The organism is Microbacterium keratanolyticum (assembly GCF_016907255.1).
GTDB classification, from domain to species: domain Bacteria; phylum Actinomycetota; class Actinomycetes; order Actinomycetales; family Microbacteriaceae; genus Microbacterium; species Microbacterium keratanolyticum.
This window is the reverse complement of record NZ_JAFBBQ010000001.1, coordinates 316,322-340,809: the sequence shown is the minus strand read 5'-3', so window position 1 is coordinate 340,809 and position 24,488 is coordinate 316,322. Positions and strand designations below refer to the sequence as shown.

At 66.7% G+C, this 24,488-nt stretch carries 24 protein-coding genes; 18 read left to right on the top strand and 6 right to left on the bottom strand.

The genetic code is table 11. From position 1 onward, the window contains the following. The first annotated feature begins 42 nt into the window (after positions 1–42). The 6 genes from truB to JOD62_RS01705 all read left to right on the top strand — a co-directional run bounded on the left by truB (position 43) and on the right by JOD62_RS01705 (position 6,328). Entirely contained in the window at positions 43–936 is an 894-nt protein-coding gene (gene truB / locus JOD62_RS01730; protein WP_204937616.1) for a tRNA pseudouridine(55) synthase TruB, read from the top strand. Then, positions 933–1,301 (top strand): hypothetical protein, encoded by a 369-nt coding sequence (locus tag JOD62_RS01725; RefSeq protein WP_204937615.1) that lies wholly within the window; start codon positions 933–935, stop codon positions 1,299–1,301. The genes truB and JOD62_RS01725 overlap by 4 nt, the downstream gene beginning before the upstream one ends. 61 nt (positions 1,302–1,362) lie before the next feature. Further along, positions 1,363–1,755: a hypothetical protein gene (locus JOD62_RS01720; protein ID WP_204940010.1), complete on the top strand. Its 393-nt coding sequence runs from the start codon at positions 1,363–1,365 to the stop codon at positions 1,753–1,755. Further along, positions 1,752–2,723 carry a bifunctional riboflavin kinase/FAD synthetase gene (locus JOD62_RS01715; RefSeq protein ID WP_204937614.1) on the top strand — a complete coding sequence of 324 codons (972 nt, stop codon included), beginning with the start codon at positions 1,752–1,754 and terminating at the stop codon, positions 2,721–2,723. Before JOD62_RS01720 ends, JOD62_RS01715 begins: the two co-directional genes overlap by 4 nt. 234 nt (positions 2,724–2,957) lie before the next feature. Beyond that, positions 2,958–5,099, top strand: coding sequence for a DEAD/DEAH box helicase (locus JOD62_RS01710; protein ID WP_204937613.1), 2,142 nt, complete (start codon positions 2,958–2,960; stop codon positions 5,097–5,099). 200 nt (positions 5,100–5,299) lie between these two features. After that, the gene (locus JOD62_RS01705) at positions 5,300–6,328 is read left to right on the top strand and encodes an ATP-dependent 6-phosphofructokinase (RefSeq protein ID WP_204937612.1); all 1,029 of its coding nucleotides are present in this window, start codon (positions 5,300–5,302) and stop codon (positions 6,326–6,328) included. Between the two features lie 65 nt (positions 6,329–6,393). Here JOD62_RS01705 and JOD62_RS01700 read toward each other — a convergent pair whose 3' ends face one another. Then, the gene (locus JOD62_RS01700) at positions 6,394–8,517 is read right to left on the bottom strand and encodes a S9 family peptidase (RefSeq protein ID WP_204937611.1); all 2,124 of its coding nucleotides are present in this window, start codon (positions 8,515–8,517) and stop codon (positions 6,394–6,396) included. Between the two features lie 152 nt (positions 8,518–8,669). On the opposite strand from JOD62_RS01700, the gene JOD62_RS01695 reads away from it, so the two are divergent. Further along, the gene (locus JOD62_RS01695) at positions 8,670–10,049 is read left to right on the top strand and encodes an inorganic phosphate transporter (RefSeq protein WP_204937610.1); all 1,380 of its coding nucleotides are present in this window, start codon (positions 8,670–8,672) and stop codon (positions 10,047–10,049) included. Next, a complete protein-coding gene (locus JOD62_RS01690; protein ID WP_204937609.1) occupies positions 10,046–10,381 on the top strand; it encodes a peptidase in 336 nt (111 codons plus the stop codon). Before JOD62_RS01695 ends, JOD62_RS01690 begins: the two co-directional genes overlap by 4 nt. 23 nt (positions 10,382–10,404) lie before the next feature. Here the strand turns inward: JOD62_RS01690 and JOD62_RS01685 are convergent, their stop codons facing one another. Further along, positions 10,405–10,971: a TetR/AcrR family transcriptional regulator gene (locus tag JOD62_RS01685; protein ID WP_204937608.1), complete on the bottom strand. Its 567-nt coding sequence runs from the start codon at positions 10,969–10,971 to the stop codon at positions 10,405–10,407. Positions 10,972–11,011: 40 nt separating this feature from the next. On the opposite strand from JOD62_RS01685, the gene JOD62_RS01680 reads away from it, so the two are divergent. The 3 genes from JOD62_RS01680 to JOD62_RS01670 are packed head-to-tail and all read left to right on the top strand — an operon-like array spanning position 11,012 to position 14,078. Further along, the gene (locus tag JOD62_RS01680; protein WP_239526510.1) at positions 11,012–11,614 is read left to right on the top strand and encodes a dihydrofolate reductase family protein; all 603 of its coding nucleotides are present in this window, start codon (positions 11,012–11,014) and stop codon (positions 11,612–11,614) included. A 29-nt stretch (positions 11,615–11,643) separates the two neighbouring features. Then, positions 11,644–12,561 (top strand): phosphodiesterase, encoded by a 918-nt coding sequence (locus tag JOD62_RS01675; protein WP_204937607.1) that lies wholly within the window; start codon positions 11,644–11,646, stop codon positions 12,559–12,561. A gap of 59 nt (positions 12,562–12,620) precedes the next feature. Further along, positions 12,621–14,078 (top strand): aspartate ammonia-lyase, encoded by a 1,458-nt coding sequence (locus JOD62_RS01670; protein WP_204937606.1) that lies wholly within the window; start codon positions 12,621–12,623, stop codon positions 14,076–14,078. 63 nt (positions 14,079–14,141) lie between these two features. Here JOD62_RS01670 and JOD62_RS01665 read toward each other — a convergent pair whose 3' ends face one another. After that, complete coding sequence (locus JOD62_RS01665; RefSeq protein WP_204937605.1) at positions 14,142–15,011, bottom strand: fumarylacetoacetate hydrolase family protein; 870 nt, start codon at positions 15,009–15,011, stop codon at positions 14,142–14,144. Between the two features lie 126 nt (positions 15,012–15,137). Between JOD62_RS01665 and JOD62_RS01660 the strand changes: the two genes are divergently transcribed. Next, positions 15,138–16,349 carry a PrsW family intramembrane metalloprotease gene (locus tag JOD62_RS01660; RefSeq protein WP_204937604.1) on the top strand — a complete coding sequence of 404 codons (1,212 nt, stop codon included), beginning with the start codon at positions 15,138–15,140 and terminating at the stop codon, positions 16,347–16,349. Positions 16,350–16,489: 140 nt separating this feature from the next. Here JOD62_RS01660 and JOD62_RS01655 read toward each other — a convergent pair whose 3' ends face one another. Together JOD62_RS01655 and JOD62_RS01650 are read right to left on the bottom strand one after the other, a co-directional pair. Next, positions 16,490–17,194: a cache domain-containing protein gene (locus JOD62_RS01655; RefSeq protein WP_204937603.1), complete on the bottom strand. Its 705-nt coding sequence runs from the start codon at positions 17,192–17,194 to the stop codon at positions 16,490–16,492. A 35-nt stretch (positions 17,195–17,229) separates the two neighbouring features. After that, positions 17,230–18,030: a FadR/GntR family transcriptional regulator gene (locus tag JOD62_RS01650; protein ID WP_204937602.1), complete on the bottom strand. Its 801-nt coding sequence runs from the start codon at positions 18,028–18,030 to the stop codon at positions 17,230–17,232. Between the two features lie 116 nt (positions 18,031–18,146). Between JOD62_RS01650 and JOD62_RS01645 the strand changes: the two genes are divergently transcribed. From JOD62_RS01645 to JOD62_RS01625, 5 genes are all read left to right on the top strand, one after another. After that, on the top strand, positions 18,147–19,241 hold the full coding sequence (locus JOD62_RS01645) for an ABC transporter ATP-binding protein (RefSeq protein WP_204937601.1): 1,095 nt from the start codon (positions 18,147–18,149) through the stop codon (positions 19,239–19,241). Between the two features lie 55 nt (positions 19,242–19,296). Continuing rightward, positions 19,297–20,478, top strand: coding sequence for an extracellular solute-binding protein (locus tag JOD62_RS01640; RefSeq protein ID WP_204937600.1), 1,182 nt, complete (start codon positions 19,297–19,299; stop codon positions 20,476–20,478). Positions 20,479–20,555: 77 nt separating this feature from the next. Further along, a complete protein-coding gene (locus JOD62_RS01635; RefSeq protein ID WP_204937599.1) occupies positions 20,556–21,383 on the top strand; it encodes an ABC transporter permease in 828 nt (275 codons plus the stop codon). 7 nt (positions 21,384–21,390) lie between these two features. After that, complete coding sequence (locus JOD62_RS01630; protein WP_204937598.1) at positions 21,391–22,203, top strand: ABC transporter permease; 813 nt, start codon at positions 21,391–21,393, stop codon at positions 22,201–22,203. A gap of 70 nt (positions 22,204–22,273) precedes the next feature. Further along, positions 22,274–22,642, top strand: a complete 369-nt coding sequence (locus JOD62_RS01625; RefSeq protein WP_204937597.1) for an FKBP-type peptidyl-prolyl cis-trans isomerase — start codon at positions 22,274–22,276, stop codon at positions 22,640–22,642. A 51-nt stretch (positions 22,643–22,693) separates the two neighbouring features. Here the strand turns inward: JOD62_RS01625 and JOD62_RS01620 are convergent, their stop codons facing one another. Next, a complete protein-coding gene (locus JOD62_RS01620) occupies positions 22,694–23,920 on the bottom strand; it encodes an MFS transporter (protein ID WP_204940008.1) in 1,227 nt (408 codons plus the stop codon). A gap of 231 nt (positions 23,921–24,151) precedes the next feature. On the opposite strand from JOD62_RS01620, the gene rpsO reads away from it, so the two are divergent. Continuing rightward, positions 24,152–24,421, top strand: a complete 270-nt coding sequence (rpsO, locus tag JOD62_RS01615) for a 30S ribosomal protein S15 (protein WP_204937596.1) — start codon at positions 24,152–24,154, stop codon at positions 24,419–24,421. Positions 24,422–24,488 lie beyond the last annotated feature (67 nt).

Sequence of the window (24,488 nt, the reverse complement as noted above, 5' to 3'; positions counted from 1 at the left end):
GGCCGGGCGGAAGCGCTGCGGCCGACCGAATAGGCTGGATGCATGGTCTCACCCGGCATCCTCCTCGTCGACAAACCCGGGGGGCTCACCAGTCATGACGTCGTCGCCCGCACACGGCGAGCGTTCGGAACCCGCAAGGTCGGGCATGCCGGCACGCTAGACCCGATGGCGACGGGTCTTCTGGTCATCGGCATCGAGGGGGCCACACGACTGCTGACCTACATCGTCGGCGCCGACAAGACTTACCACGCGACGATCCGTCTCGGACAGTCCACGCACACTGATGACGCAGAGGGCGAGGTCACCGAGACGGCGTCGGCGGACGCCTGGAACGAGGTCACCGCTGAGCGCATCTCCGCGGGAATCGCTTCGTTGAGCGGCGAGATCGACCAGGTGCCGAGCGCGGTGTCGGCCATCAAGGTCGACGGAAAGCGCGCGTACGACCGAGTGCGGGCGGGGGAGGACGTCGTGCTGACCTCGCGTCGTGTGACGATCTCGCGCTTCGAGGTCATCGCCGAACGTGCGGGAGAGGGATTCCACGACCTGGACGTCATCGTCGAATGCTCTTCGGGCACCTACATTCGCTCGCTCGCTCGCGACCTGGGCGCACATCTCGGGGTGGGTGGGCACCTGACGGCGCTGCGCCGCACACGCGTGGGTGCGTTCGATGTCGCGGATGCCGTCGCGATCGACGCCCTCGGCGGGGCGGCGACACTCACTCCAGCTGAGGCCGCTGCGCGCGTGCTGCCGGTGCTGACCGTGACCGCTGAAGAGGCACGCGATCTGCGCCATGGGAAACGACTCAGCAGACAGGCAGAGCGGATGGCCGATGCCCAGGCCGCCGCGATCGATCCGGATGGCGTCCTCGTCGGCGTCGTCGAGAAGCGCGGCGCAGACCTGAAGAGCGCCATGAACATGCCGGAGGTCAGCGCATGATCCTGTGGTTCACGATCGTCCAGATCGCGATCGCCGTCATCGGCGGCCTCTTCTGTCTCGGCGCGGGATTCCTCGGACGTCGCCCCAGCGATTTCTCCGTCGGCGCGCTCGCCCTGATCGAGCTGGGACTCATCCTCCAGATCATCGTCGCGATCGTCGCACCGTTCGTCGGCAACGCGCCGACCGGAGACCTGCTGGAGTTCTGGACGTACCTGATCTCCGCCGCGCTCCTGCCGATCGGCGGGGCCGCGTGGGCTCTGCTGGAGCGCAGCAAGTGGAGCACCGTCATCATGGGAGTGGTCGGACTCTCGGTCGCCGTGATGCTCTGGCGCATGCAGGTCATCTGGACCCTCCCTGCGCTTTAGACTGGAAGGCGCTATGAGCATCGCCCCCCAGGATTCCGCGCAGACCGCACCGACCGCCCGCATGACCGGCATCGGGCGCGTTCTGGTGATCGTGTACGCCGTCATGGCGCTGGCTTCGACGGGGCGCTCGTTCGTCCAGATCGTGCAGCGTTTCGACGAGGCGCCGCTGGCCTATGTGCTGTCCGCGGTCGCCGCCGTCGTCTACATCGTCGCGACCGTCGCCCTCATACGGGCCGGGCGGCCCGGCTGGTACACGGTGGCATGGATCGCCATCGTCTTCGAACTTTCCGGCGTGATCGTGGTCGGAGCCCTGAGCCTGATCCTTCCCGCGCTGTTCCAGCACCCGACCGTGTGGTCGCAGTTCGGAATCGGCTACCTGTTCATTCCGCTGCTGCTGCCGGTCTTCGGAATCTGGTGGCTGCGCATGCACCACCCCCGACGGGACGCTCGATGATCGTCTTCCGCGACCCGAGCGAGATCCCCGCCGATTTCGGACGCACGGTCGTCGCGATCGGCAAGTTCGACGGCGTGCACGCCGGACATCGGGCGATCGTCGAGCGCGCCAAGGAAGACGCCGCGCAGCTCGGGCACAAGACGGTCGCCGTGACGTTCGACCGCAACCCGCTCAGCATCCTGCGCCCGGACCGCTGCCCCGACAACGTCGTAACTGTCGATCGCAAGCTCGAACTTCTGGAAGCGACCGGGATCGACGCCGTGCTCGTGCTCACCTTCGATGAGCAGCTCGCGGAGCGCAGCGCCGAGGACTTCGTGCGCGCACTGCTCGTGGACGCTCTGCACGTGTCGACGGTGCTGGTCGGCCGGGACTTCCGATTCGGCAAGGGCGGCGCGGGCACGCCCGCCTTGCTCGTCGAACTGGGCGCCGAGTACGACTTCACGGTCGACATCGTCGAGGACGTGTTCCTGCAGGGAACTGACCGTCGCGTCTCCTCGACGTGGATTCGCGAACTCCTCGCCGCGGGCGATGTGGCGCTCGCGGCCGCTGTGCTCGGCCGTCCGGTCAGTGTGCGCGGTGAGGTCGTGCACGGATTCAAGCGCGGGCGCGAACTCGGCTTCCCGACGGCGAACCTGCCAGAGGTGCTCGACGACATGATCCCCGCTGACGGGATCTACGCGGGCTGGCTCGTCGATCACACCGACGATGTGCGCTATCCGGCGGCGATCTCCGTCGGCGTCAATCCGACCTTCGACGACGTGCACGCCCGCCAGGTCGAGGCGCACGTGATCGATGAGACGAGTCTCGACCTCTATGGGCATTCCGTCACCGTCGAGTTCACCCATCGCCTGCGTGGCATGACCGCCTTCGCGGGGATCGAAGCGCTCAAAGAGAGCATCGCAAGCGATGTCGTGCAGGCGCGAACTCTGCTCGCGGATGCGGCAGACCGCGACGCCGCCGCGCGGTGACGCGGGCACAGACCTGACGCATTCCTCGAGCATCGGCGCGTTCCGGCGACGTTTCGCGGACTCTTGGTGCGTGATGCCGTAAACTGACGGCAGGTTCTTTCCGATCTGCGTGCCCCTTGCCCGCTCGGAGAGACACGCAAAGCCCGCGCAGTCCTGGCGTATGCCGCATGCGGGCGACGATTCGCAGTGTTCGCCTGTGCAGCAGGCGTTCTGGCATTCACGCTCAGGAGGAGCATGCCGACCACGGCCCCAGCCCGGCGCAAGAAGACGTCACGTCGTGACGATGAGGCGCCGCTGATTCCGATCCTCGCCCGCAAGGTGCGTGAGATCGAAGCAAAGTCCCAGCGCGGAAAGCTCGGACCCACCAATCGTGTCAAGTTCCAGGTCATCGCGTTCCTGGTGCGGGAGGAGCGTGCGCGGGTCAAGGCCGACGCGACCATCGCCGACGCCGCGCGCGCCGAGCTGCTCAAGCGCCTCGACGGCGTTGCAACGATCCTCGCGAAGACCGCGGCGCGCGATACCTCGCTGATCCAGCTGCTGGAAGCCGACCAGGCCACGAGTCCGGTCGCCAAGCGGATGCGACGCGACTGGCTGCTCGAATCCGGTGCCGAGCTCGCGCCGGAAGAGCTCATCATCACCGACATCGCCCCCGTCGCGGCGCCCGTGGTGCCGGCGGCCATCGCCGAGCGTCAGGTCATCCCGCCGTCGATCGAGGCCCGCCAGCTCGCCAACCCGTTCCTCGCGCCCGACCTGACGCCCCGTGCGACGAGCACGCCGCGACGTCGGCTCGATGGCTGGGAGCTCATGAGCCCGCTGTACAAGGCGTTCGAGACGGGGGCCGGAGGTGCCGCCGCCTCGATGGAGCTGCCGCCGGTTCCCGAGTACGACCACATCTCGCCCAAGGGGCTCGAGGTCATGGTGCACCAGTCGCGCTTCCTCGAGTCCGTGCGCGCCGGCCACCGCACCTTCCTGCTCGCGGACGAGCCCGGTCTCGGAAAGACCGCACAGTCGGTGCTCGCGGCATCCGTCGCCAACGCCTACCCGCTGCTCGTCGTCGTCCCCAACGTCGTGAAGATGAACTGGGCGCGCGAGGTCGAGCGCTGGACGCCCCAGCGCCGGGCCACCGTCATCCAGGGTGACGGGGATGACATCGATGCCTTCGCGGACGTTTTCATCGTCAACTACGAGATCCTCGACCGCCACCTGTCGTGGCTGAGTGCGATCGGCCTGCGGGGGATGGTCGTCGATGAGGCGCACTTCATCAAGAACCTCAGCTCGCAGCGTTCGCAGAACGTGCTCGCCCTCGCGTCCCGCGTCCGCGAGTCGACGCCCGGCGGAAACCCGCTGCTCATGGCGCTCACCGGCACCCCGCTGATCAACGACGTCGAGGACTTCGATGCGATCTGGCGGTTCCTGGGCTGGACGACGGGCGACAAGCCCGCGCCGAAGCTGATGGAGAAGCTCGACGCCACGGGGCTCACCCCGGCTGACAAGGCGTTCTATCCCGAGGCGCGCGACGCGGTCATCTCGATGGGCATCGTGCGGCGAAAGAAGAAGGACGTCGCCGCCGACCTCCCGGACAAGCTCATCGCAGACCTGCCGGTGCAGTTGGACGATGAGTTCGGGCGCAGCATCCGTCAGGCGGAGCGTGAGCTCGGAGAGCGCCTGGCAGCGAAGTACCGCCGCATCATCGACGCGCGCGGCGATCGAGGCCTCGCTCCTGGCGAGATCGACGACGACATCGTGCGTCTTGTCGCCCTCAACGAGCTCGAAGAGTCCAAGGCCGCCGGAACGGGCGGAGACAACGTCTTCACGATGGTCCGCAAGATCGGTCAGGCCAAGGCGCAGCTCGCCGCCGACTATGCGGTGCAGCTGCAGCGTTCGGTCGGCAAGGTCGTCTTCTTCGCCAAGCACATCGACGTCATGGATCAGGCGGAGGCGCACTTCGCGGCTTCCGGTATCCGCGCGGTCTCGATCCGCGGCGACCAGAGCACGACCGTCCGCCAGCAGGCGATCGACGACTTCAACGGCGACCCCGCCGTCGGCATCGCGGTGTGCTCCCTGACCGCGGCGGGCGTCGGGCTCAACCTGCAGGCCGCCTCCAACGTGGTCCTCGCGGAGCTCAGCTGGACCGCCGCAGAGCAGACGCAGGCGATCGACCGCGTGCACCGCATCGGTCAGGACGAGCCGGTGACGGCGTGGCGCATCATCGCCGCGCACACGATCGACACCAAGATCGCCGAGCTCATCGATCAGAAGCAGGGGCTCGCAGCCCGTGCGCTCGACGGCGAGACGCTGGATGTCGTCGCGGGCGAGCCCGTGCAGCTTGCGGCTCTCATGCACCTGCTTCGTCAGGCGCTCGGCGCAGACGCGTAAAGAATCCCCGTTCTTCGCACCGATCGCAGTGCGAAGGGCGGGGCGTCGTGCAAAAACGGCGAATCTGCCCGAGGGGACTGTAAAGAATCCGGTTTTTCGGCACTGTCGAATGGCGCCGAACGCCCTCGCGCCGCTATGGTCGAGGAGAGGCAGCGTCGCCTTCGTTCCCACCCCCTCCCGAAACGTGTGAAGGCAGCAGTATGAAGATCGGCATCCTCACCAGCGGCGGCGACTGCCCCGGCCTCAACGCGGTCATCCGCGGCGTCGTGCTCAAGGGCACCGAAACGTACGACCTCGAGTTCGTCGGCATCCGCGACGGATGGCGTGGCGTCGTCGAAGGTGATTTCTTCCCGCTCACGCGCCACGAGGTGAAGGGGCTCTCCAAGGTCGGCGGAACCATCCTCGGCACGAGCCGCACCAATCCCTATGAGGGTGAGCGGGGCGGCGCTGAGAACATCGCCAAGACGCTGGCGGATCACGGCATCGACGGGATCATCGCGATCGGCGGTGAGGGCACGCTCGCTGCCGCGAACCGCCTTGCGAACGACGGCATCAACGTCCTCGGGGTTCCGAAGACGATCGACAACGACCTCAAGGCGACGGACTACTCCTTCGGCTTCGACACCGCGGTGAACATCGCGACGGACGCGATGGATCGTCTGCGCACGACCGGTGACTCGCACCAGCGCTGCATGGTGGCCGAGGTCATGGGTCGTCACGTGGGCTGGATCGCCCTGCACGCCGGAATGGCCGCAGGCGCTCACGCGATCTGCATCCCTGAGGTGCCGATGTCGATCGAAGAGATCTGCGAGCTCGTCTCCAGCGCGAATGCACGGGGACGCGCGCCGCTCGTCGTCGTCTCCGAGGGATTCACCCTCTCCGGCATGGATGAGGCATACAGCGACAAGGGCCTCGACGCCTTCAACCGTCCGCGTCTCGGCGGTATCAGCGAGATCCTGGCTCCCGAGATCGAGCGCATCACGGGGATCGAGACGCGCTCGACCGTCCTCGGACACATCCAGCGCGGCGGCTCGCCCTCCGGATTCGACCGTGTGCTGGCGACCCGACTCGGGTTGCACGCCGCCGATGCCATCGTCGACCAAGCATGGGGTGAGATGGTCTCCCTGCGCGGAACCGAGATCGTCCGGGTTCCGCTCGCAGACGCTCTGATCGAGCTGAACACGGTTCCGCGCAGCCGTTACGACGAAGCGGCGGCACTCTTCGGCTGAGTAGCCCCGTCCTGACGACGAATGCCCCGTCCGCTGCAGCGGACGGGGCATTCGTGTACCAGGGCTCAGGCGTCGGCGAGCCCGAGACGGTCGAGGATCCACGCCTGTTCGAAGGCGCGCTCGCGCCACGCGTTGTATCGCCCACTGACGCCGCCGTGCCCGGCGACCATCTCGCACTTGAAGAGCACATCCTCAGCGCCGGCTTCGCGCAGCCGGGCGACCCACTTGGCCGGCTCGACGTAGAGCACTCGGGTGTCGTTGAGGGAGGTGACCGCGAGGATCGGGGGATACGTGACATCTTCGCGGACGTTCTCGTACGGGGAGTACGACTTCATGTACGCGTAGACCTCTGCATTGTGCAGCGGGTCGCCCCACTCATCCCATTCGATGACCGTCAGAGGGAGCGAGGGGTCGAGGATCGAGGTCAGTGCGTCGACGAACGGAACGGATGCCAGGATGCCGCCGAACAGCTCCGGGGCGAGGTTCGCGACGGCACCCATGAGGAGGCCACCCGCGCTCCCGCCTTCCGCGACCATCTGCGACGGCGAGGTCACCCCGGTGTCGACCAGGTGCCGTGCGCACGCGACGAAGTCCGAGAAGGAGTTCTTCTTGTGCTGAAGCTTGCCCGATTCGTACCATCCGCGTCCCATCTCGCCGCCGCCGCGGACGTGCGCGACGGCGAAGATGACACCGCGGTCCAGCTCGGAGAGTCGGGCGACGGAGAAACCGGGGTCGATCGAGTGCTCGTACGAGCCGTAGCCGTAGAGGTGGAGTGCTCGGGGTGTGTCGCCCGGGGCGCCGTATGAGCGCTTCCAGACCAGGGAGATCGGCACGCGTGTGCCGTCATCCGCCGTCGCCCAGGCTCGGGCCTGGTCGTAGTCGCCGGCGTCGTAGCCGCCCAGCACCGGCTGCTGCTTGCGCAGATGCAGGGTGCGGGTCGCGAGCTCCAGGTCGTAGACGGTGCCGGGGGTGACGAACGACGAGTAGCCGAGACGCAGGAAGGGGGAGTGCCACTCCGGATTGCCGCCGAGGCCCGCGGAGTAGAGCGGCTCGTCGAAGGACAGTTCGTCGAGTGCGCCGTCTGCGGGGTTCAGCAGAGCCACGCGGCTGATGCCCTCACGGCGGTACTCGACGACCGTGTGGTCACGGAAGCAGTCCACGTCTTCCAGTCGGCGGCCTGCTTCGTGTGCGATCACGACGTGCCGCTCACCCTGCGGGGCGTCGGCCGCCACGCGCACCAGCTCGAAGTCCAGGGCGCCGTCGTTGTGCAGGACCAGCAGTTCATCGCGTCCGTCGATGACCGTGTGGTCGACCGAGTATTCGACACCTTCGCGGCGCGGCCACACGACACGGGGCGGGGCCGTGAGGTCGTCGAGGTCGACCAGGTAGTCCTCGGAGGTGATGTTGGAACCGACGCCGATCACGAGGTACCGACGGCTGCGGGTGATCCCCGCACCGAGCCAGAAGCGCTCGTCGGGCTCGTGGAAGAGCTTCACATCATCTGCGACCGGGGTGCCGAGGCGGTGCAGCCAGAGCGTGTCGGGACGCCAGGCGTCATCCACGGTCGTGTAGATGACGGATTCGCCATCGGGTGTGAAAAAGGCGCCCGCGGTATCCGCGATCTCGTCGCTCAGCGTCTCACCGGTGACCAGATCGCGCACACGTACCGTGTAGCGCTCGTCACCGGTGACGTCCGTCGACCAGAGCAGTCGCGTCGCGTCATCCGACACATCGAACGCGCCGAGCGAGAAGAACTCGTGGCCTTCGGCCTCGACGTTGCTGTCGAGCAGCACCTGCTCGCCGGGAACCGGCTGCGCAGCGTCGAGGAGGGGTGGGGTCCAGTCATCCGCGTCGGTCACCCGCGCGCGGCACTGGAGTCCGTACTGCGCGCCCTCGACGGTCCGGCCGTAGTACCACCAGTCGCCGCGTCGAGTCGGAACGGAAAGGTCGCTCTCCTTGACGCGCGACTTGATCTCTCCGAACAGCGTCTCGCGGAGCTCTGCGAGGTGCGCCGTGCGCGCATCGGTGTAGGCGTTCTCCGCCTCGAGGTGCGCGATGACATCGGCATCTTCTTTGGCACGAAGCCATTCGTAACCGTCGATGACGTCGTCACCATGGTGGCTGCGGACGGTGTCTCGGCGGTCGGCGCGAGGGGCGGAAAGAGCGGTGTCGGGAGCGTCTGGAGTCACCCGTCCACGCTAGCCCACCCAAGTTGACCCGCGCCGGGGCGAGTGGGAGGATTTACCGGGCTCCTTAACGGATGTTGTACCCACGGTGAACTTTTCGTTCGTCACGCCGATCCCGTCGGCACACCCACTTTCCCTCCCAACGAAAGCAAACGGTGGAAACCGCAGCCCTCCTCGTCGTGCTGGTGATTGCACTGGCACTGTTCTTCGACTTCACGAATGGCTTCCACGACACCGCGAACGCGATGGCCACGCCTATCGCCACCGGTGCCCTCAAGCCCAAGGTCGCCGTCCTCCTCGCCGCCGTCCTCAACCTGGTCGGAGCCTTCCTCTCCACCGAGGTCGCCAAGACCGTCTCCGGCGGCATCGTGCGAGAAGATGCGATCCGCCAGATGGGGGCCGATGTTTTCGTGCCGATCATCTTCGCGGGTCTGATCGGTGCGATCACCTGGAACATGCTCACCTGGCTTCTCGGCCTTCCCTCGAGCTCGTCGCACGCCCTGTTCGGCGGTCTGATCGGTGCGACGCTCGCCGGCGTCGGCGGCATGGGCATCGACTTCGGCGTCGTCCTCTCCAAGATCATCCTTCCTGCGCTCATCGCGCCTCTGACGGCGGGCGTCATCGCGTTCATCGCGACGAAGATCGCCTACTCGGTCACCCGTCGCTACGACGGCAAGCCCGATGGGCGTGACGGCTTCCGCTGGGGGCAGATCTTCACCTCCTCGCTCGTGGCTCTCGCGCACGGAACGAACGACGCGCAGAAGACCATGGGCATCATCACGCTCACCCTCATCACGGTCGGCTGGCAGTCGGACGCACACCACGAGCCCGAGTTCTGGGTCATCGCGGCGTGTGCGTTCACGATCGCTCTCGGTACCTACCTCGGCGGGTGGCGCATCATCCGCACGCTCGGAAAGGGCCTCACCGAGGTCAAGCCCGCGCAGGGCTTCGCGGCTGAGAGCTCGACGTCGGCCACGATCCTGGCCTCGAGCGCACTGGGCTTCGCGCTCTCGACCACCCAGGTCGCCTCTGGTTCTGTCATCGGCTCCGGCCTCGGGCGTCGTGGATCGACGGTGCGCTGGCGGACCGCCGGTCGCATCGGCGTCGGCTGGCTGCTGACGCTGCCTGCCGCCGGTGCTGTCGGTGCGATCGCGGCGCTGATCGCGAAGCACTTCGGCACTCTCGGCATCGTGATCGACGCTGTCATCGCGCTCACCGTCATCGTGGGTCTGTACCTGCGTTCGCGTCGAGACATGGTCACGTCCTCGAATGCGATGAGCGATGTCGCCGAATCCGGCCACGTGGTCGAGCTTCCGGACACCCCGCCGCCGACGAACCGTCAGCTGCGCATCGAGCACGCGAAGGCCGAGGCTCGTCGCCGCGCAGAAGAGCGGGAGAAGGCGAAGGCCAAGAAGAAGGCTGCCCGCAAGAAGCAGGAGAAGGCCGAGACGAAGGCGGAGCCGCCCGCGACGGCGGAGTCACCCGCGACAGCGGATGCGACGCCCAGCGCAGCCACGAAGGAGGCCGAGAAGTGAACGTCGTCATCAACTGGCTGGCCTTCCTCCAGGTCTTCATCGCCTCGCTCATCGGTGCGGCCGCGATCGTCACGTTCTACGCGGTCGGTCTTCGTCTGCTCGTCCGCAGCGGACACGCCCCCGTGGTCAGCCCTGCGGAGTTCACGGACGCGATCACTGTCGTGACGCCGAAGGAGCTGCGTCGCGCGGAGAAGGCTGCCGCGAAGGCAGCTCGTAAGAGCCCGCTCACGGAGGGGCAGAAGCGCCTCGCCCTCATCGGCGCCTACGGCTGCTTCGCTCTGTGTGCTCTGGCTGTGATCGGCGGAATCCTCATCATCGTCATCGGCCACTGAGCCGAGTGTCATCGACGCCCTCGTCAGCGGATCAGTCCGCGGACGAGGGCGTCGACGATTTCATCCGTCGATGTCTCGGGGTCGATCGGCGTCGTGAGACGGTCGAGAAGCAGGCCGTCGATCGCATAGTGGAACAGGGCGATCTCGGAACGCCCGCCGGGTAGGCCGGCCTGGGCGTTGAATGCGACGTCCGCGTCGAATCCGGCGCGCTGCCATGCCGAGATCACCGCTGCCAGCTCGGGGCGTCGCGTGCTTTCGAGTCGGAGCTCGAAGAGTGCGAGGGTGACGTCGCGCTCGACGCTCAGCCGCCGCACGATGTCGCGCACGTAGTCGGCGAACAGCATGCTGTCGGGTGTTGCCGTTGCGCGCCGTGCCAGGTCGTCGTCGGTGGGGGCGAGGCGTTCGCCGATCCGGTCGACGAGGCCGGTGATCAGTGCATCGCGGGTGCGGAAGTAGTTCGATGTGGTACCCGCGGGGACGCCCGCTTCCGCGTCGATCGCGCGGTGGGTGAGGCCTCGGGAGCCCGAGCGTGCGATTACGGCGAGCCCTGCGTCCGCGATGGCCTGTCGTCTCGTGTCGTTCTTCGCCATGTGGGAACCCTAGCGCAACCACTACGGATGCTGTAGATTCATGATCACTACAGATGTCGTGATTGGAGCGCGCATGCGGGAACTCATCTACTTCGTCGCCGTCACCCTGGACGGCTACATCGCCGGTCCCCAGGGGGAGTACGACGCCTTCCTCATGGAGGGCGATCACATGGCGCCGCTCATGGCACGTTTCGCCGACACGCTCCCCACCGACTTCGCGGAGGCCCAGGGGGTGTCGCAGACGCGTGAACTCATCGACACCGTCCTCATGGGCTGGAACACGTATGCAGTCGGCGGAGTGCCCAGCCCGTACCGGCATCTGCGTCAGATCGTGTTCTCGCGTTCCCGCACGGCGCACGCGGACTCGCTCGAGGTGACGGCGAGCGACCCGCGCGAGGTCGCGCGAGGGCTGAAGGAGGAAGAGGGAGCGGGGATCTGGCTCTGCGGAGGGGGAGCGCTGGCAGCCACTCTCGCGCCGGAGGTCGATCGGCTCATCCTCAAGCGGCATCCGGTCCTGTTCGGGCGGGGGATCCCGCTGTTTGAGGCGCACTCCTATCTGCCGGAGCGCTTCGCGCTGGTGGAGAACACCGTGTTCGACTCGGGTGTGATGTTCTCGGAGTTTGTGCGCGTGCGTGAGGGGTGAGTGTCGTGCGAGCCGCATAGGCTGAGGGCATGTCAGGAAGCGACGACGTTCCCGTGTTCGGACGCTATGAGCCCGCCTCGCACGTGATCATCCATGTCAGCGATCCGCATTTTCTGGCGTCGGGCGCCAAGCTGGGCGGGCGCTACGACGTCGAGCAGAACTTCGCGCAGACGCTTGACGCGATCCGCGCCGTACACCCCCATCCGGCGGCGATCGTCATCACGGGCGATCTCGCCGACCTGGGGGAGCCCGATGCCTATCGACGACTGCGCGCGGCTGTGGAACCGGTCGCCGCTCACCTCGGCGCCCCGCTCATCTGGGTGGCGGGAAACCATGATGAGCGCCCGGCGTTGCGTGAGCATCTTCTCGACCTGCCGCCTACCGAGGAACCGGTCACGGGCGTGTGGGACCTCGACGGCCTGCGGATCATCGCGCTCGACACGAGTGTCCCCGGGTGGCACCACGGTGACCTCGGGGAGGATCAGCTGGCGTGGTTGGCCGCGGAGCTGCGCACTCCCGCACCACACGGGACCCTCCTGGCCATGCACCATCCGCCCTTGCCGAGTCACGTCTCGTTCTTCGACATTCTCGAGTTGCGTCATCAGGACGAACTCGCCGCAGTTCTCCGCGGCAGTGATGTGCGCGGCATCCTCGCCGGCCACCTCCACTATTCCGCCCACGGCACATTCGCGGGCATCCCGGTGAGCGTCGCATCCGCCACCTGTTACACGATGAACCTGGCCCGGCCGGCAGCGGACGTCAACGGCATGGATGCCGCGCAGGCCTTTCAGCTCGTGCATGTTCGGCCCGAGGGGATCACGCACAGCGTCGTACCGGTGGCGCAGGCCGACACGGGGTCGTACTTCTCCGCGGAGTGGCTCGCGCGGATGGCCGAACTGTCCCCCGACGAACGGCTGGAAGCGTTCTCTCGAAAACCCGGGCGCTGAGCGGCCTAGACTGGTGGCATCCCCCTCCTTCTACCCGCCACGACCCACAAGGATGTGACATGGCCATTGATGCGCCTGCCCTGACTCGTACAGAGACCGATTCGATCGGCAGCATGGAAATCCCCGCCGATGCGTATTGGGGTGTGCACACCGCCCGCGCCGCCGCGAACTTCCCGATCACGAAGCGACCGATCTCGGTGTACCCGGATCTGATTCGCGCTCTCGCGATGGTGAAGCAGGCCAGCGCCCGTGCGAACAAGGAGATCGGCGTGCTCGACGCCGAGCGTGCCGATCTGATCGACCGCGCCGCGCAGAAGGTCATCGATGGGGAGTTCCACGACCAGTTCGTCGTCGGCGTGATCCAGGGTGGCGCCGGCACATCGACGAACATGAACGCGAACGAGGTCATCACCAACGTCGCGCTCGAGCTCGCCGGACGCGAGAAGGGCGACTACGGCTTCCTCTCGCCGATCGATCACACCAACCGCAGCCAGTCCACGAACGACGTCTACCCGACGGCGATCAAGATCGGACTCTCGCTGACTCTGCGTGAGCTGCTCGAAGAGCTCGATCTTCTGCGTCTGTCGTTCCTCGGCAAGTCCCGCGAGTTCCACGACATCCTGAAGGTCGGGCGCACGCAGCTGCAGGATGCCGTGCCGATGACTCTGGGCCAGGAGTTCCACGGCTTCGCGACGACGCTCGGCGAGGACTACAGCCGTCTCACCGAGAACGCCTCGCTCATGTTCGAGATCAACATGGGCGCCACCGCGATCGGCACCGGCATCACGACGCACCCGAACTACTCGCGTGCTGTGCTTCGTCACCTGCGCGAGATCTCCGGTCTCGACCTGCAGACGGCGACCGACCTGGTGGAGTCCACGAGCGACACCGGCTCGTTCATGTCGTTCTCATCGTCACTCAAGCGCAATGCGATCAAGCTCTCGAAGATCTGCAACGACCTGCGGCTGCTGTCATCGGGTCCGCAGGCAGGGCTCGGAGAGATCAACCTGCCTGCCATGCAGGCGGGGTCCAGCATCATGCCCGGCAAGGTCAACCCGGTGATCCCGGAGGTCGTCAATCAGGTCGCCTTCGCGGTGGTCGGTTCCGACATGACCGTGACGATGGCGGTCGAAGCCGGGCAGCTGCAGCTCAACGCCTTCGAGCCGGTCATCGCGCACTCGATCTTCCAGTCGATCACCTGGATGCGCCAGGCGATGTGGACGCTCCGAGTGAACTGCGTCGACGGGATCACGGCGAACCGCGATCGCCTGGGCGCGATGGTCGGATCCTCCGTCGGCGTCATCACGGCGCTCACGCCGTTCATCGGCTACGCGGCGTCGGCGGCTCTCGCGAAGACGGCGCTGCTGACGAACCGCAACGTCGCCGACCTCGTCGTCGAGGCGGGGCTCATGTCGCGTGAAGAGGTCACGAAGCAGCTCGCCCCCGCGCGTCTCTCGGGCCTGGAGACGATCACGGCGGCGATCCCGGTCATCGCTGCCGAAGACATCATCGAGTAGTTCTCCGACGCGAAGGGGGCTCGGATGCTGCGCAGCATCCGAGCCCCCTTCTTGTTGTCGCCCTCAGCCGAGGATGCGGCAGTGCGTGGTCAGTTCTCCGATTCCATCGATTCCGACAGTGACGGTCGAGCGGTCGCGGAGGAAGATCTGCGGGTCGCGGGAGTATCCGGCGCCCCCCGGGCTGCCCGTGGAGATCAGCGTGCCGGGAAGAAGTGTGAGGGACTGCGACAGGTGCGCGATGAGGGTGCGCACTGAGCGCACCATCTGATTCGTCGACGCGTCCTGCACCATGTGGCCGTCGACGTTGGTCCAGATGTGCAGGTCCTGCGGGTCGGCGATCTCGTCAGCCGTGACGACGACGGGGCCGGTCGGGGTGAACCCGTCGAAAGATTTGCAGCGCGACCACTGCGCCTCGGCGAACTGGATGTCGCGGGCGGTGATGTCGTTGACGACCGTGTAGCCCCACACGTGGTCGAGAGCGTCCTCTTCGGACACGTCTTTCGCGGCGGTGCCGATCAGCACACCGAGTTCTGCCTCGTAGTCGACCGACTCGCTGAGGGAACGTGGCCAGGAGGTCGTCTGTCCGTGCCCGGTGAGAGAGTTCGGCCACAGTGTGAACACCGTCGGGGCGGCATCCGTCTTCAGCCCGAGCTCGCTGGAGTGTGCGGCGTAGTTGAGACCGACGGCGAGCACTGCGGGCGGCGCGAGCACCGCAGAGGCGAAGGTGAAATCCGTCAGCTCGTGAACGACGGCTGCACCGTCCGCGATCGCGGCCCGCACGGCGTCGAGGGCAGCGGAGCCGCCGGCGATGAGCTCTTGCAGCGTCGCCGGAGCATCGGGATAGAGGGTGGAGACGAGGATCGCCTGTGATCCGTCGAGGACGGCCAGGGCCGGCTCCGGAAGGTCGGCGCGAACCAGGTGAGCAAATCGCATGATTCCACGGTAGTCGTCTCCTTCCGTTCGCGGGCCCTCCGACACCGCGCTGATCTCTGCCACGCTGATTCTGAAACTATTGATCGGATGAACGTGCAGGTGAGGGCGCCCGCTACGCTCGACAGCATGACCTTGCCGCCGCCTCCGTCATCGCCACTCTCGGGTACGGAGACATCGTTCGCCTCTCCGTTGGCGCAGCCGACGCGTTACGCACCGCCGGCACCTGTGGCTCCGCCCACCCCGCACATCTCCACGCTGCCGAAGGTCGCCGGGCGCGGACGCGGAGTATCGATCTGGCTGTTCGGTGTCCTGGCATTCGCGATGCTCGCCCTCGTGGGCTACTTTCTGACCTTCCTCGGCGGTGTCGCTTCCGGAGTGGGGCTGGTTCTGGCGCTGGTCCCGCTCGCGATCGTGCTGTTCGGTGTGCGTCTCATCGACCGCTGGGAACCTGAGCCCAAGGCTGTCGTGACCTTCGCGCTCGCCTGGGGTGCGATCGCCGCCGTCGGCATCACCTTGCTCGTCGACCTCGCCCTCACCGAGGTGTTCGGGCGCGGCGAGCTGCGTGAGATCGCGTCGACCGTCATCCAGGCCCCGGTCGTCGAAGAGCTGGCCAAAGGACTGGGAGTGCTCCTGATCTTCCTCGTCGCTCGACGCACGTTCGACGGACCGGTCGACGGCGTCGTCTACGGGGCGCTCGTGGGCGCCGGGTTCGCGTTCACGGAGAACATCCAGTACTTCGCCATCAGCCTGATCGAGGGCGGTGGCGCCGATCTCACGGCCACGTTCTTCATGCGAGGCCTGCTCTCGCCGTTCGCCCACGCCATGTTCACGGCCGTCACCGGCTACGGGATCGGCTTGGCCGCCCGACGGCACGGGACGGTCGGGGCCGCCGCCAGCGCGGGCTTCGTCGGGCTTCTCGGTGCGATCGTCCTGCATGCCTTCTGGAACGGATCGGCGCTGTTCGGCGACTTCTTCGCCCTCTACGTGACCCTTCAGGTACCCCTGTTCGGCGCGTTCATCTTCGCGGTCATCGCGCTGAAACGGGAAGAGGCCCGGCTCACCTATGACAGGCTCAGCGACTACGCCGCCGCGGGATGGTTCACGCCGGAGGAGGTCACGATGCTGGCCACCCGAGCAGGGCGGAAGTCGGGCCTGGCGTGGGCGCAGACGCTTCGCGAGGACCGTCGGCCGCTCATGCGGTCGTTCATCGCGGATGCCACGGCGCTCGCCGCGGTGCGTCAGCGGGCGATCACGGGTCGCGACGCTCTCGCCGCACATGACGAGCAGATCCTGCTGCAGCGGGCCAGCGCGACGAGAGCGGCGCTGCTCGCCTATTGAGCTCCGGCGACGACTGCTTCGGAAAGACTCAGCGCCCGGTGCCGCGGCGATGCCTGCGTGTCTACCGGGCGCTGAGTTGATCTGACACCAGGATCACCCGGGCACGTGATCGTGTCAAGGGGTCGACCGAAATGTCGCGTTCAGGCGTCGACGATCACATCGAGGGCGACGTCGGCGCACGGCTGGCGGGGGAGTTCGGCCAGACGACTGCCGCGTACGGAATCTCCGGTGGCCCACTGGGGGTCGGTGGACACGATGACGCGTCCGACGCCGTTGACGAGTGTGACCTCGGCGCCGAGAGCGCGCAGCCGTGGCACGAGGTCCCGCTCCACGGCGTCGATGAGAAGGTCAAGGCCGGCCACGCCGGCGAACTCGGTGCCGATCCGCACGGGGACTGCCACCGTGATGGTGTACTCGTCACTGCACAGGTAGTCGACGTAAGGTCCGGCGACATGGGGGAGCCCCGTGGCCAGCGGAACGCGGTACCACTCGAGTTCGCTGTAGTCGATGTGCTCCTTGTTCACGGACTGCGAGGCGAGTACAAGCTGACGCTGGTCGGCGCCCTGCCACCATGCGAGGTAGTTGCGTGCGTCGGAGAGAAGGTCGATCGCCGCGATGAACCCCGCGCCGTACACCGGGGCGGACGGCAGGGCGAGCGTGCGGATCGCATGCGGCTCGACGATCGTGTCGAGCTTGGCACGGGTGAGAGCACCGGTGGCGCGTGTCTTCTCGAGTTCTTCTGCAAGCGCGCCGACCCATCCTTCGAGGGTGCGGATCGGCTCGAGGAAGTACTCGCGTACGAGGTGCGCAGCGGACTCGAGGGTGTCCTGCGTTGGTGTGAGCATCACGTCCTCCTTTGGAGCGTGGGGAATGCTGAGAATCATGGGGTCGAGCTCTGCACCGCGATGAGGGCGTCCACGGCCGCGCGAACGAGTGCTTCGGACGCGCGGCTCGCGGCGTCGACATCGCCGGCGTCGACGGCGTCGATCACCGCGCGCAGCGCCACTCCCTGCGCGGCGGCATCGAATCCTGCATCTGCGCAGAGCCCAAGGAACGGCGAGAATTCCGCCTGCAGCTTCATCTGCTCGCGGGTGAGTCGTGCGGACTGACTGAGCGCGACGAGTTCGAGCTGGGTGTCATCGAGGAGCCGGCGCTGCTGATCCGACGCGAGCTCGGGAAGTCGGGCGAGGTGCTGTCGAATGAGCTGCACTTCGGTGCTGTCTGCGCGACGAGCCGCCAGCCGCATGCACGCTCCGGTGATCGCGGCGTAGTGCGCACCGAGGTCGCGCAGGGCGAGGCGGGAGGAGTTCTTGAGCGCTTCGCGGGCGAACTGCAGGGGGTCGGCATGTTCGGCGACGAAGCTGCCGCCTTTGCGTCCGCGCCGAGTGACCAGGAGCCCTCGCCCGCGCACCGCGAGCAGCGCTTCGCGGACGGTGACGGGCGCGACGCCGAGGCTGCGGGCAAGGTCTGACTCGGTGGGGAGGCGCTCACCGGCACGCAGGTGGCCGCGGGTGATCGCGTCGACGATTCGGCGCTCGACGAGCTCGGCGCGGCCCTCGTCTCCGATTGGCTGGAACAGTGCGCCCTGGAGGCGATGGGCGCCGACCGCTGCGTCCGCGACGGTCGTCGGTCGCTGAACAGGGGGTTCAGCGGCGTGCGACGTCGGCGTCAGCGATTCCATGGCCACGATTCTTTCATCATCCGGGGAGGCGTGATCGAAATGATACTTGAACTATTTCATATGTGTTTATATGTTTATCTTCGCAACCGCGTTCGACGATGATCCTGGAGCACACGATGACTGCATCGGCCCCCGCCGCACCCCGCCCGATGGGCGCCGCGCACAGCCTTGACGGCGACCTCGCTTCTCAGCCCGGTGCTGTCGTGCTGGAAGGCGTCACCAAGTCGTTCGGCGAGTTCACTGCCGTGCGCGATCTCGATCTCGCCGTCGCGCCGGGGGAGTTCCTCTCGATGCTCGGGCCCTCCGGATCCGGCAAGACGACCGTTCTCCGCATGATCGCGGGCTTCGAAGACGCAACGAGCGGCAGCATCCGTCTCTCCGGTGCAGATGTCACGCGCACGCCCCCGAACGCACGCCCCGTCAACACCGTCTTCCAGGACTACGCCCTGTTCCCGCACATGACGATCGCCGACAACGTCGGCTACGGGCTGCGAGTGCGTGGCGAGAGCAAGGCCGCGCGGATCGAGCGCGTCGAGACGGCTCTGCGGCAGGTGCGCCTCGACCATGTCGCATCCCGACTGCCGCACCAGCTCTCCGGCGGGCAGCGCCAGCGCATCGCTCTGGCACGCGCACTCATCCTGCGCCCGCAGGTCCTGCTGCTCGACGAGCCGCTCGGCGCACTCGACAAGCAGCTGCGCGAGCAGATGCAGATCGAGCTCAAGCAGATTCAACGCGAAGTCGGCATCACGTTCATCTTCGTCACCCACGACCAGGAGGAAGCGCTCACCCTGAGCGACCGGGTGGCTGTGTTCAATAACGGGCGCATCGAGCAGGTTGGCTCTGCCCGCGAGGTGTACGAGTACCCCCAGACGGAGTTCGTCGCAAAGTTCCTCGGGCTCTCCAACCTCATCGAGTCCGACCTGGCCGAGACGCTCACCGGCGCCCGACAGGTCATGAGCGTGCGCCCGGAGCGGGTGCGTCTGGCCGCACCGGACGCGGCGCTCGCCGACGGTGACGTGGCATTGGCAGGCACGATCGCCGAGCTCGTCTACACGGGGCCGGCGACCCGCTACCTCGTCGAGACGGATGCCGGCGTGCAGATCATCGCCGAGCAGCCGAACGCACACCACCCCTCGGCCGAAGCCGCTTTCGGGCGAGGGGACCACGTACGGGTCGTTTGGACCGCGGATCACGCGGCCCTGCTGCCCTGACCGCCCGTCCCTGCGGGCACCACAGCACGACAGACCAGATCACAAAGGAGCGATCATGCGTAAGAAACTACTGATGGGTGCGGCGGCGACCGCCGCGTTCGCCCTCGTCCTCACCGGCTGTGCCGCCGGCGACACGGATTCCGGCAGTGCCGGGGGACTCCAGATCGACGTCCCGGATGTACCTGCTCACGAGAAGATGGGCGACTTCGAGAGTGAAGTCAACATCGTCGCCTGGTCGGGCTTCGTCGAGGACGCCTGGACCGAAGCGTTCGAGAAGGACACCGGCTGCGTCGTGAACCGCCGCGTCGCGGGCACGAGTGACGAGATGGTGCAGCTCATGCGCACCGGCGACTACGACCTCGTCTCGGCATCCGGTGACGCGAGCCTTCGCCTCATCGCCGGCGGTGATGTGCAGCCGCTCACGCTGGATCTGATCCCGAACTTCGGCGACGACATCGTGGAGGGCATGAAGGGCCAGCTCTACGACACGATCAATGGAAAGTCCTATGGCATCCCGATCGGCCGCGGCGCGAACATCCTCCAGTACAACAGCGAGGTCGTCACCGAGGAGCCCACGAGCTGGGACATCGCCTGGGAGGCCGACAGCCCGTACGCCGGCAAGATCATCGCGTACGACGCACCGATCTACATCGCGGACGCCGCCGTCTACCTGATGGCCCACGAACCCGACCTCGGGATCACCAACCCCTACGCACTGGATGAGAAGCAGCTCGCTGCGGCGGTCGACCTGCTGAAGCAGCAGAACGACATCGTCTCCGAGTACTGGTCCGACCCGGCTGCGCAGATCACGTCCTTCGCGGGTGGCACGACGGTCGCGGGCACCTCCTGGGAGGTGCTGCGCAAGCTCACCGAGAACGAGAAGTTCAAGAGCGTGCTCCCCGAAGAAGGGTCGACCGGATGGTCGGACGCCTGGATGCTCGCGACAGAATCGAAGAACCCGAACTGCGCCTACGCGTGGATGGACTACGCCTCGTCGCCGAAGGTCAACGGCGCGATCGCCATGAACTTCGGTATGGCGCCCGCGAACGCCGCGTTCTGCGACATGAGCGATGAAGCCAAGGCGCACTGCGACTACTACAACGCCACGAACGAGGACTACTTCAAGAAGGTCTGGTTCTGGACGACGCCGATCGAGCAGTGCATCGACGGTCGCACGGATGTGAAGTGCACCAACTTCCAGCAGTGGACCGACGCCTGGGTCACCGTCAAGAACTGACCCGCCGCGGGTGGGCCTTTCACGGGCCCACCCGCCCCACCCCTCTTCCGACGACGGAACGAACGACAGGACCGCTCATGCAACGGCGCGCACGGATCGCAGGACTCCTCGCCCTGCCCATGGCCTGGCTCATCGGCATCTACATCTTCTCGCTGGTGATGCTGCTGGTCACCGCCTTCTGGGTGACGGACCCGTTCACCTCCAAGGTGAAGCCCGGTTTCACCCTGGACAACTTCGCGCAGCTCATCAACAACCCGAGCTACCTCTCGACCGCGCTGCGCACCCTCGGCATCGCGCTCGCCGTGACGCTGCTGAGCATGCTGATCTCGGTGCCGCTCGGCATCTTCATGGCGAAGGTCGCCTCGCCCTGGCTGCGGGGCATCCTTGCGGCATCCATCACCCTTCCTCTCTGGGCGGGATACCTCGTCAAGGTGCTCGCGATGCGCATCACCTTCACCGAGGACGGCTTCTTCAACGCAGTCGTCGGTCCGTTCGGAGGACACGGCCCCGGGTTCAGCGTCATCACGGTCGTGATCACTCTCACCTATCTCTGGCTGCCGTACATGGCCGTGCCCGTGTATACCGCCATCCGCCAGCTCCCACCCAACCTCTTCGATGCATCGGCCGACCTGGGGGCAGGGTCCTGGCGCACCATCCGGACAGTCGTCCTTCCGCTCATCAGGCCCGCGATCATCGCCGGTTCGGTGTTCACCTTCTCGCTGAGCCTCGGCGACTACCTGGTGGCGAAGTTCGTGGGCGGGTCGACGCAGATGATCGGAAGCATCATCGCCTCCAACATCAACCTGAACCCGCCGCTCGCGGCCGCGTTCTCGCTCGTGCCGATCGTGTTCGTCGTCATCTACCTGGTGGGCGTGCAGCGCACCGGCGCTCTGGAAAGGATGTGAGGTCCCGATGCTGAGACTCTCTCTCGCCTCGAAGATCGTGCTCGGCGCGATCGTCGCCGTGATCCTCGCGTTCATGTACGTGCCGCTCATGCTCGTCGTGCTGAACTCCTTCAACGCCGCGCGAATCGTGAGCTGGCCGGTGGCGGAATTCTCGCTGGAGTGGTGGGGCAAGGCGTTCACGAGCCAGCCCATCAAGGATGCGATCCTTAACTCGCTGCTCGTGGCGGCGGGGGCCACCCTGATCGCCCTGATTCTGGGAACCCTGGTCGCTTTCGCGCTGCAGCGCTACTCGTTCTTCGGACAGCGCGCGGTCAACCTGCTCGTCGTCCTGCCGATCGCCCTTCCCGGCATCGTGACCGGCGTCGCGCTGAACAACACCTACAACCAGATCCTTGAACCGATCGGGATCAACGTCGGGTTCTTCGGCATGATCATCGCGCACGGCACGTTCTGCATCGTGATGGTGTTCAACAACGTTCTGGCGCGACTTCGGCGTCTGAACCCCGGCATCGAAGAGGCCTCGAAGGACCTGGGGGCGACACCGTGGCAGACCTTTCGGCTCGTCACCTTCCCGCAGTTCCGCAGCGCCTTCATCGCCGGCGGCATCCTGGCTTTCGCGCTCAGTTTCGACGAGGTGTACGTGACGATCTTCACGGCGCCGCCTGGCGTCGACACGCTGCCGCTGTGGATCATGAACCAGATGGCGCGGCCGAACGAGGCCAACGTCGTCAATGTCGTCGCCACTGTCGTCATCCTCGCCTCCTTCATCCCGGTGTGGGTGTCCCAGCGGCTGTCGCGCGACGTCGCCGAGCGGGACTGACCCTGAGTGTTCGCTCTCGGCAGGTGCGGTGGCGTTGACCGGGGGAGTGGGATCGCGGTTGGATGGATGCATGACTGATCGCACCAAGCCCGAATTCGACGCTCCCACCGGACCCGCTCCCACCGAGCTCGTGATCCGCGACATCATCGTCGGCACCGGCGATGAGGCAAAGCCCGGCGACACCGTGACCGTGCACTACGCCGGTGTCGAGTTCGAGTCCGGCGAGGAGTTCGACTCTTCGTGGGGCCGTGGCGAGACCATCCAGTTCCCGCTGCGCGGCCTGATCCAGGGCTGGCAGGAGGGCATCCCCGGCATGAAGACCGGCGGACGCCGTGAGCTGGTCATCCCTCCGCACCTGGCCTACGGCCCGGCCGGCGGCGGTCACTTCCTCTCCGGCAAGACCCTCATCTTCATCATCGACCTGGTCGCCGTCGGCTGACCTGACGTCACTCGCGAACCCCGTCCCTGGAAAGGGGCGGGGTTCGTTGCTTCATGCGGTCGGGTTCTCGGCGTCGTATGTGCGGAAGCCGGGTGTCAAGCGCGCGATCCACGTCGCGATGACGATGACGAGGATTCCACCGAGCAGCGGGGGAAACCAGAGGGCGCCCACGGTAGCCAGCGCCCCGACGTAGAGGGCGCCAAGACGCGGGCCGCCGGCGACGACGACGACGAAGATGCCCTGCAGTCGCCCGCGCATGGTGTCGGGAACGGCGGCCTGCATCATGGTCATGCGGAAGATCGACGAGATGTTGTCGGTCGCTCCGGAGAGCGCGAGCGCGACGCATGCGGCGATCAGCAGGGGAACGTTGGGCGACTGCTCCGTCGCGCCGGGGAGGAAGACGCCGGCGAGCAGCACGATGCCGAACAGTGCGATCGCGCCGCCGTAGGCCTGCACAGCGCGTTCGATGCCGCGGCCGTGCCAGCGGTAGTGCACGATGCGCCCCGAGAACAGGCTGGACAGGAAGGTGCCCGCCGCGACCGATGCGGTGAGCAGACCCGTGGTCAGCGCGCCGCCGCCGAGGAGGACGGTACCCAGCGCGGGGAAGAGGGCGAGCGGGTTGCCGAAGGTCATCGCGGTGATGTCGAGCAGGTACTGCGTACGGATGTTCACCGACTTTCGCAGGAAGTGCCAGCCGTCGACGAGGGACGCGAGACCGGGTCGCACGACGGTGCCTTCGGGGAGGAGCTTCGGCAGCGTCCAGAGCCCGAGGAACATCGAGAGCATCAGGAACACATCGATCGTGTAGGTCCAGCCGAACCCGGTGAGCGCGACCAGCAGCCCGGCGAGCGCGGGGCCGACCATGACACTCATCCCCATGGAGACGCCGTTGAGAGCGGATGCGGCAGCGAGCAGCTCTCTCGGAATGAGACGCGGCACGATCGCAGTGCGCGTGGCGAGCCCGACCGAGCTGGCCGCGGCGTTCACCATGCTGAGCCCGTAGAGCCACCAGATCGTCTCCGCGCCCGTCCACGTGAGGGCGGCGAGCATGGCGGTCGAGGCGAAGCTGACGGTCGCCGCGATCAGGGCGACCCGGCGACGGTCGAAGGCGTCGGCGAGCATCCCGCCGTACAGGCCGGCGAGGATCATCGGCACGAGGCCTGCGACAGCGATCATCGCGACAGCGAAGGTGCTCGCCGTCAGGTCGAAGACATGGAGCATCACGGTGACGATCGTGAGCTGTCCGCCGAGGCCGCTCAGTGTCGAGCCGATCCACATGCGGGCGAAGGCGGGGCTCTCGCGAAGAGGGCGCAGGTCGATCAGATGACCGCGTCGGGAAGGTGGCACTCATCGAGGCTACCCCCGGGCCGAAGGCCTGGCGTCGCGGTGGTTCTCTGCGGGGCTGCCGCCTGGTAGACTGTTCAGGTTGCCGTTTGATCGGCCGCGGATAAAGAGAGCTCGCACATTCGGTGACGGGCGCCGCGCAGTTAGAGAAAGGGGATCCCATTCATGGCACTTGAGAACGATGTCAAGAAGGCGATCATCGAAGAGTACGCGACGCACCCCGGTGACACCGGATCCCCCGAGGTGCAGGTTGCGATGCTGACGCAGCGCATCAAGGACCTCACTGAGCACCTGAAGGACCACAAGCACGACCACCACTCGCGTCGTGGTCTGTTCCTGATGGTCGGTCAGCGCCGCCGTCTGCTCGGCTACCTCCAGGCTGTCGACATCGAGCGTTACCGCTCGCTGATCGAGCGCCTGGGTCTTCGCCGCTGAGCAACCCAGCGTTCAATCGCACTTCTTCCGAAGGCCGCCCCACGGTGTGGGGCGGCCTTCGTCGTTT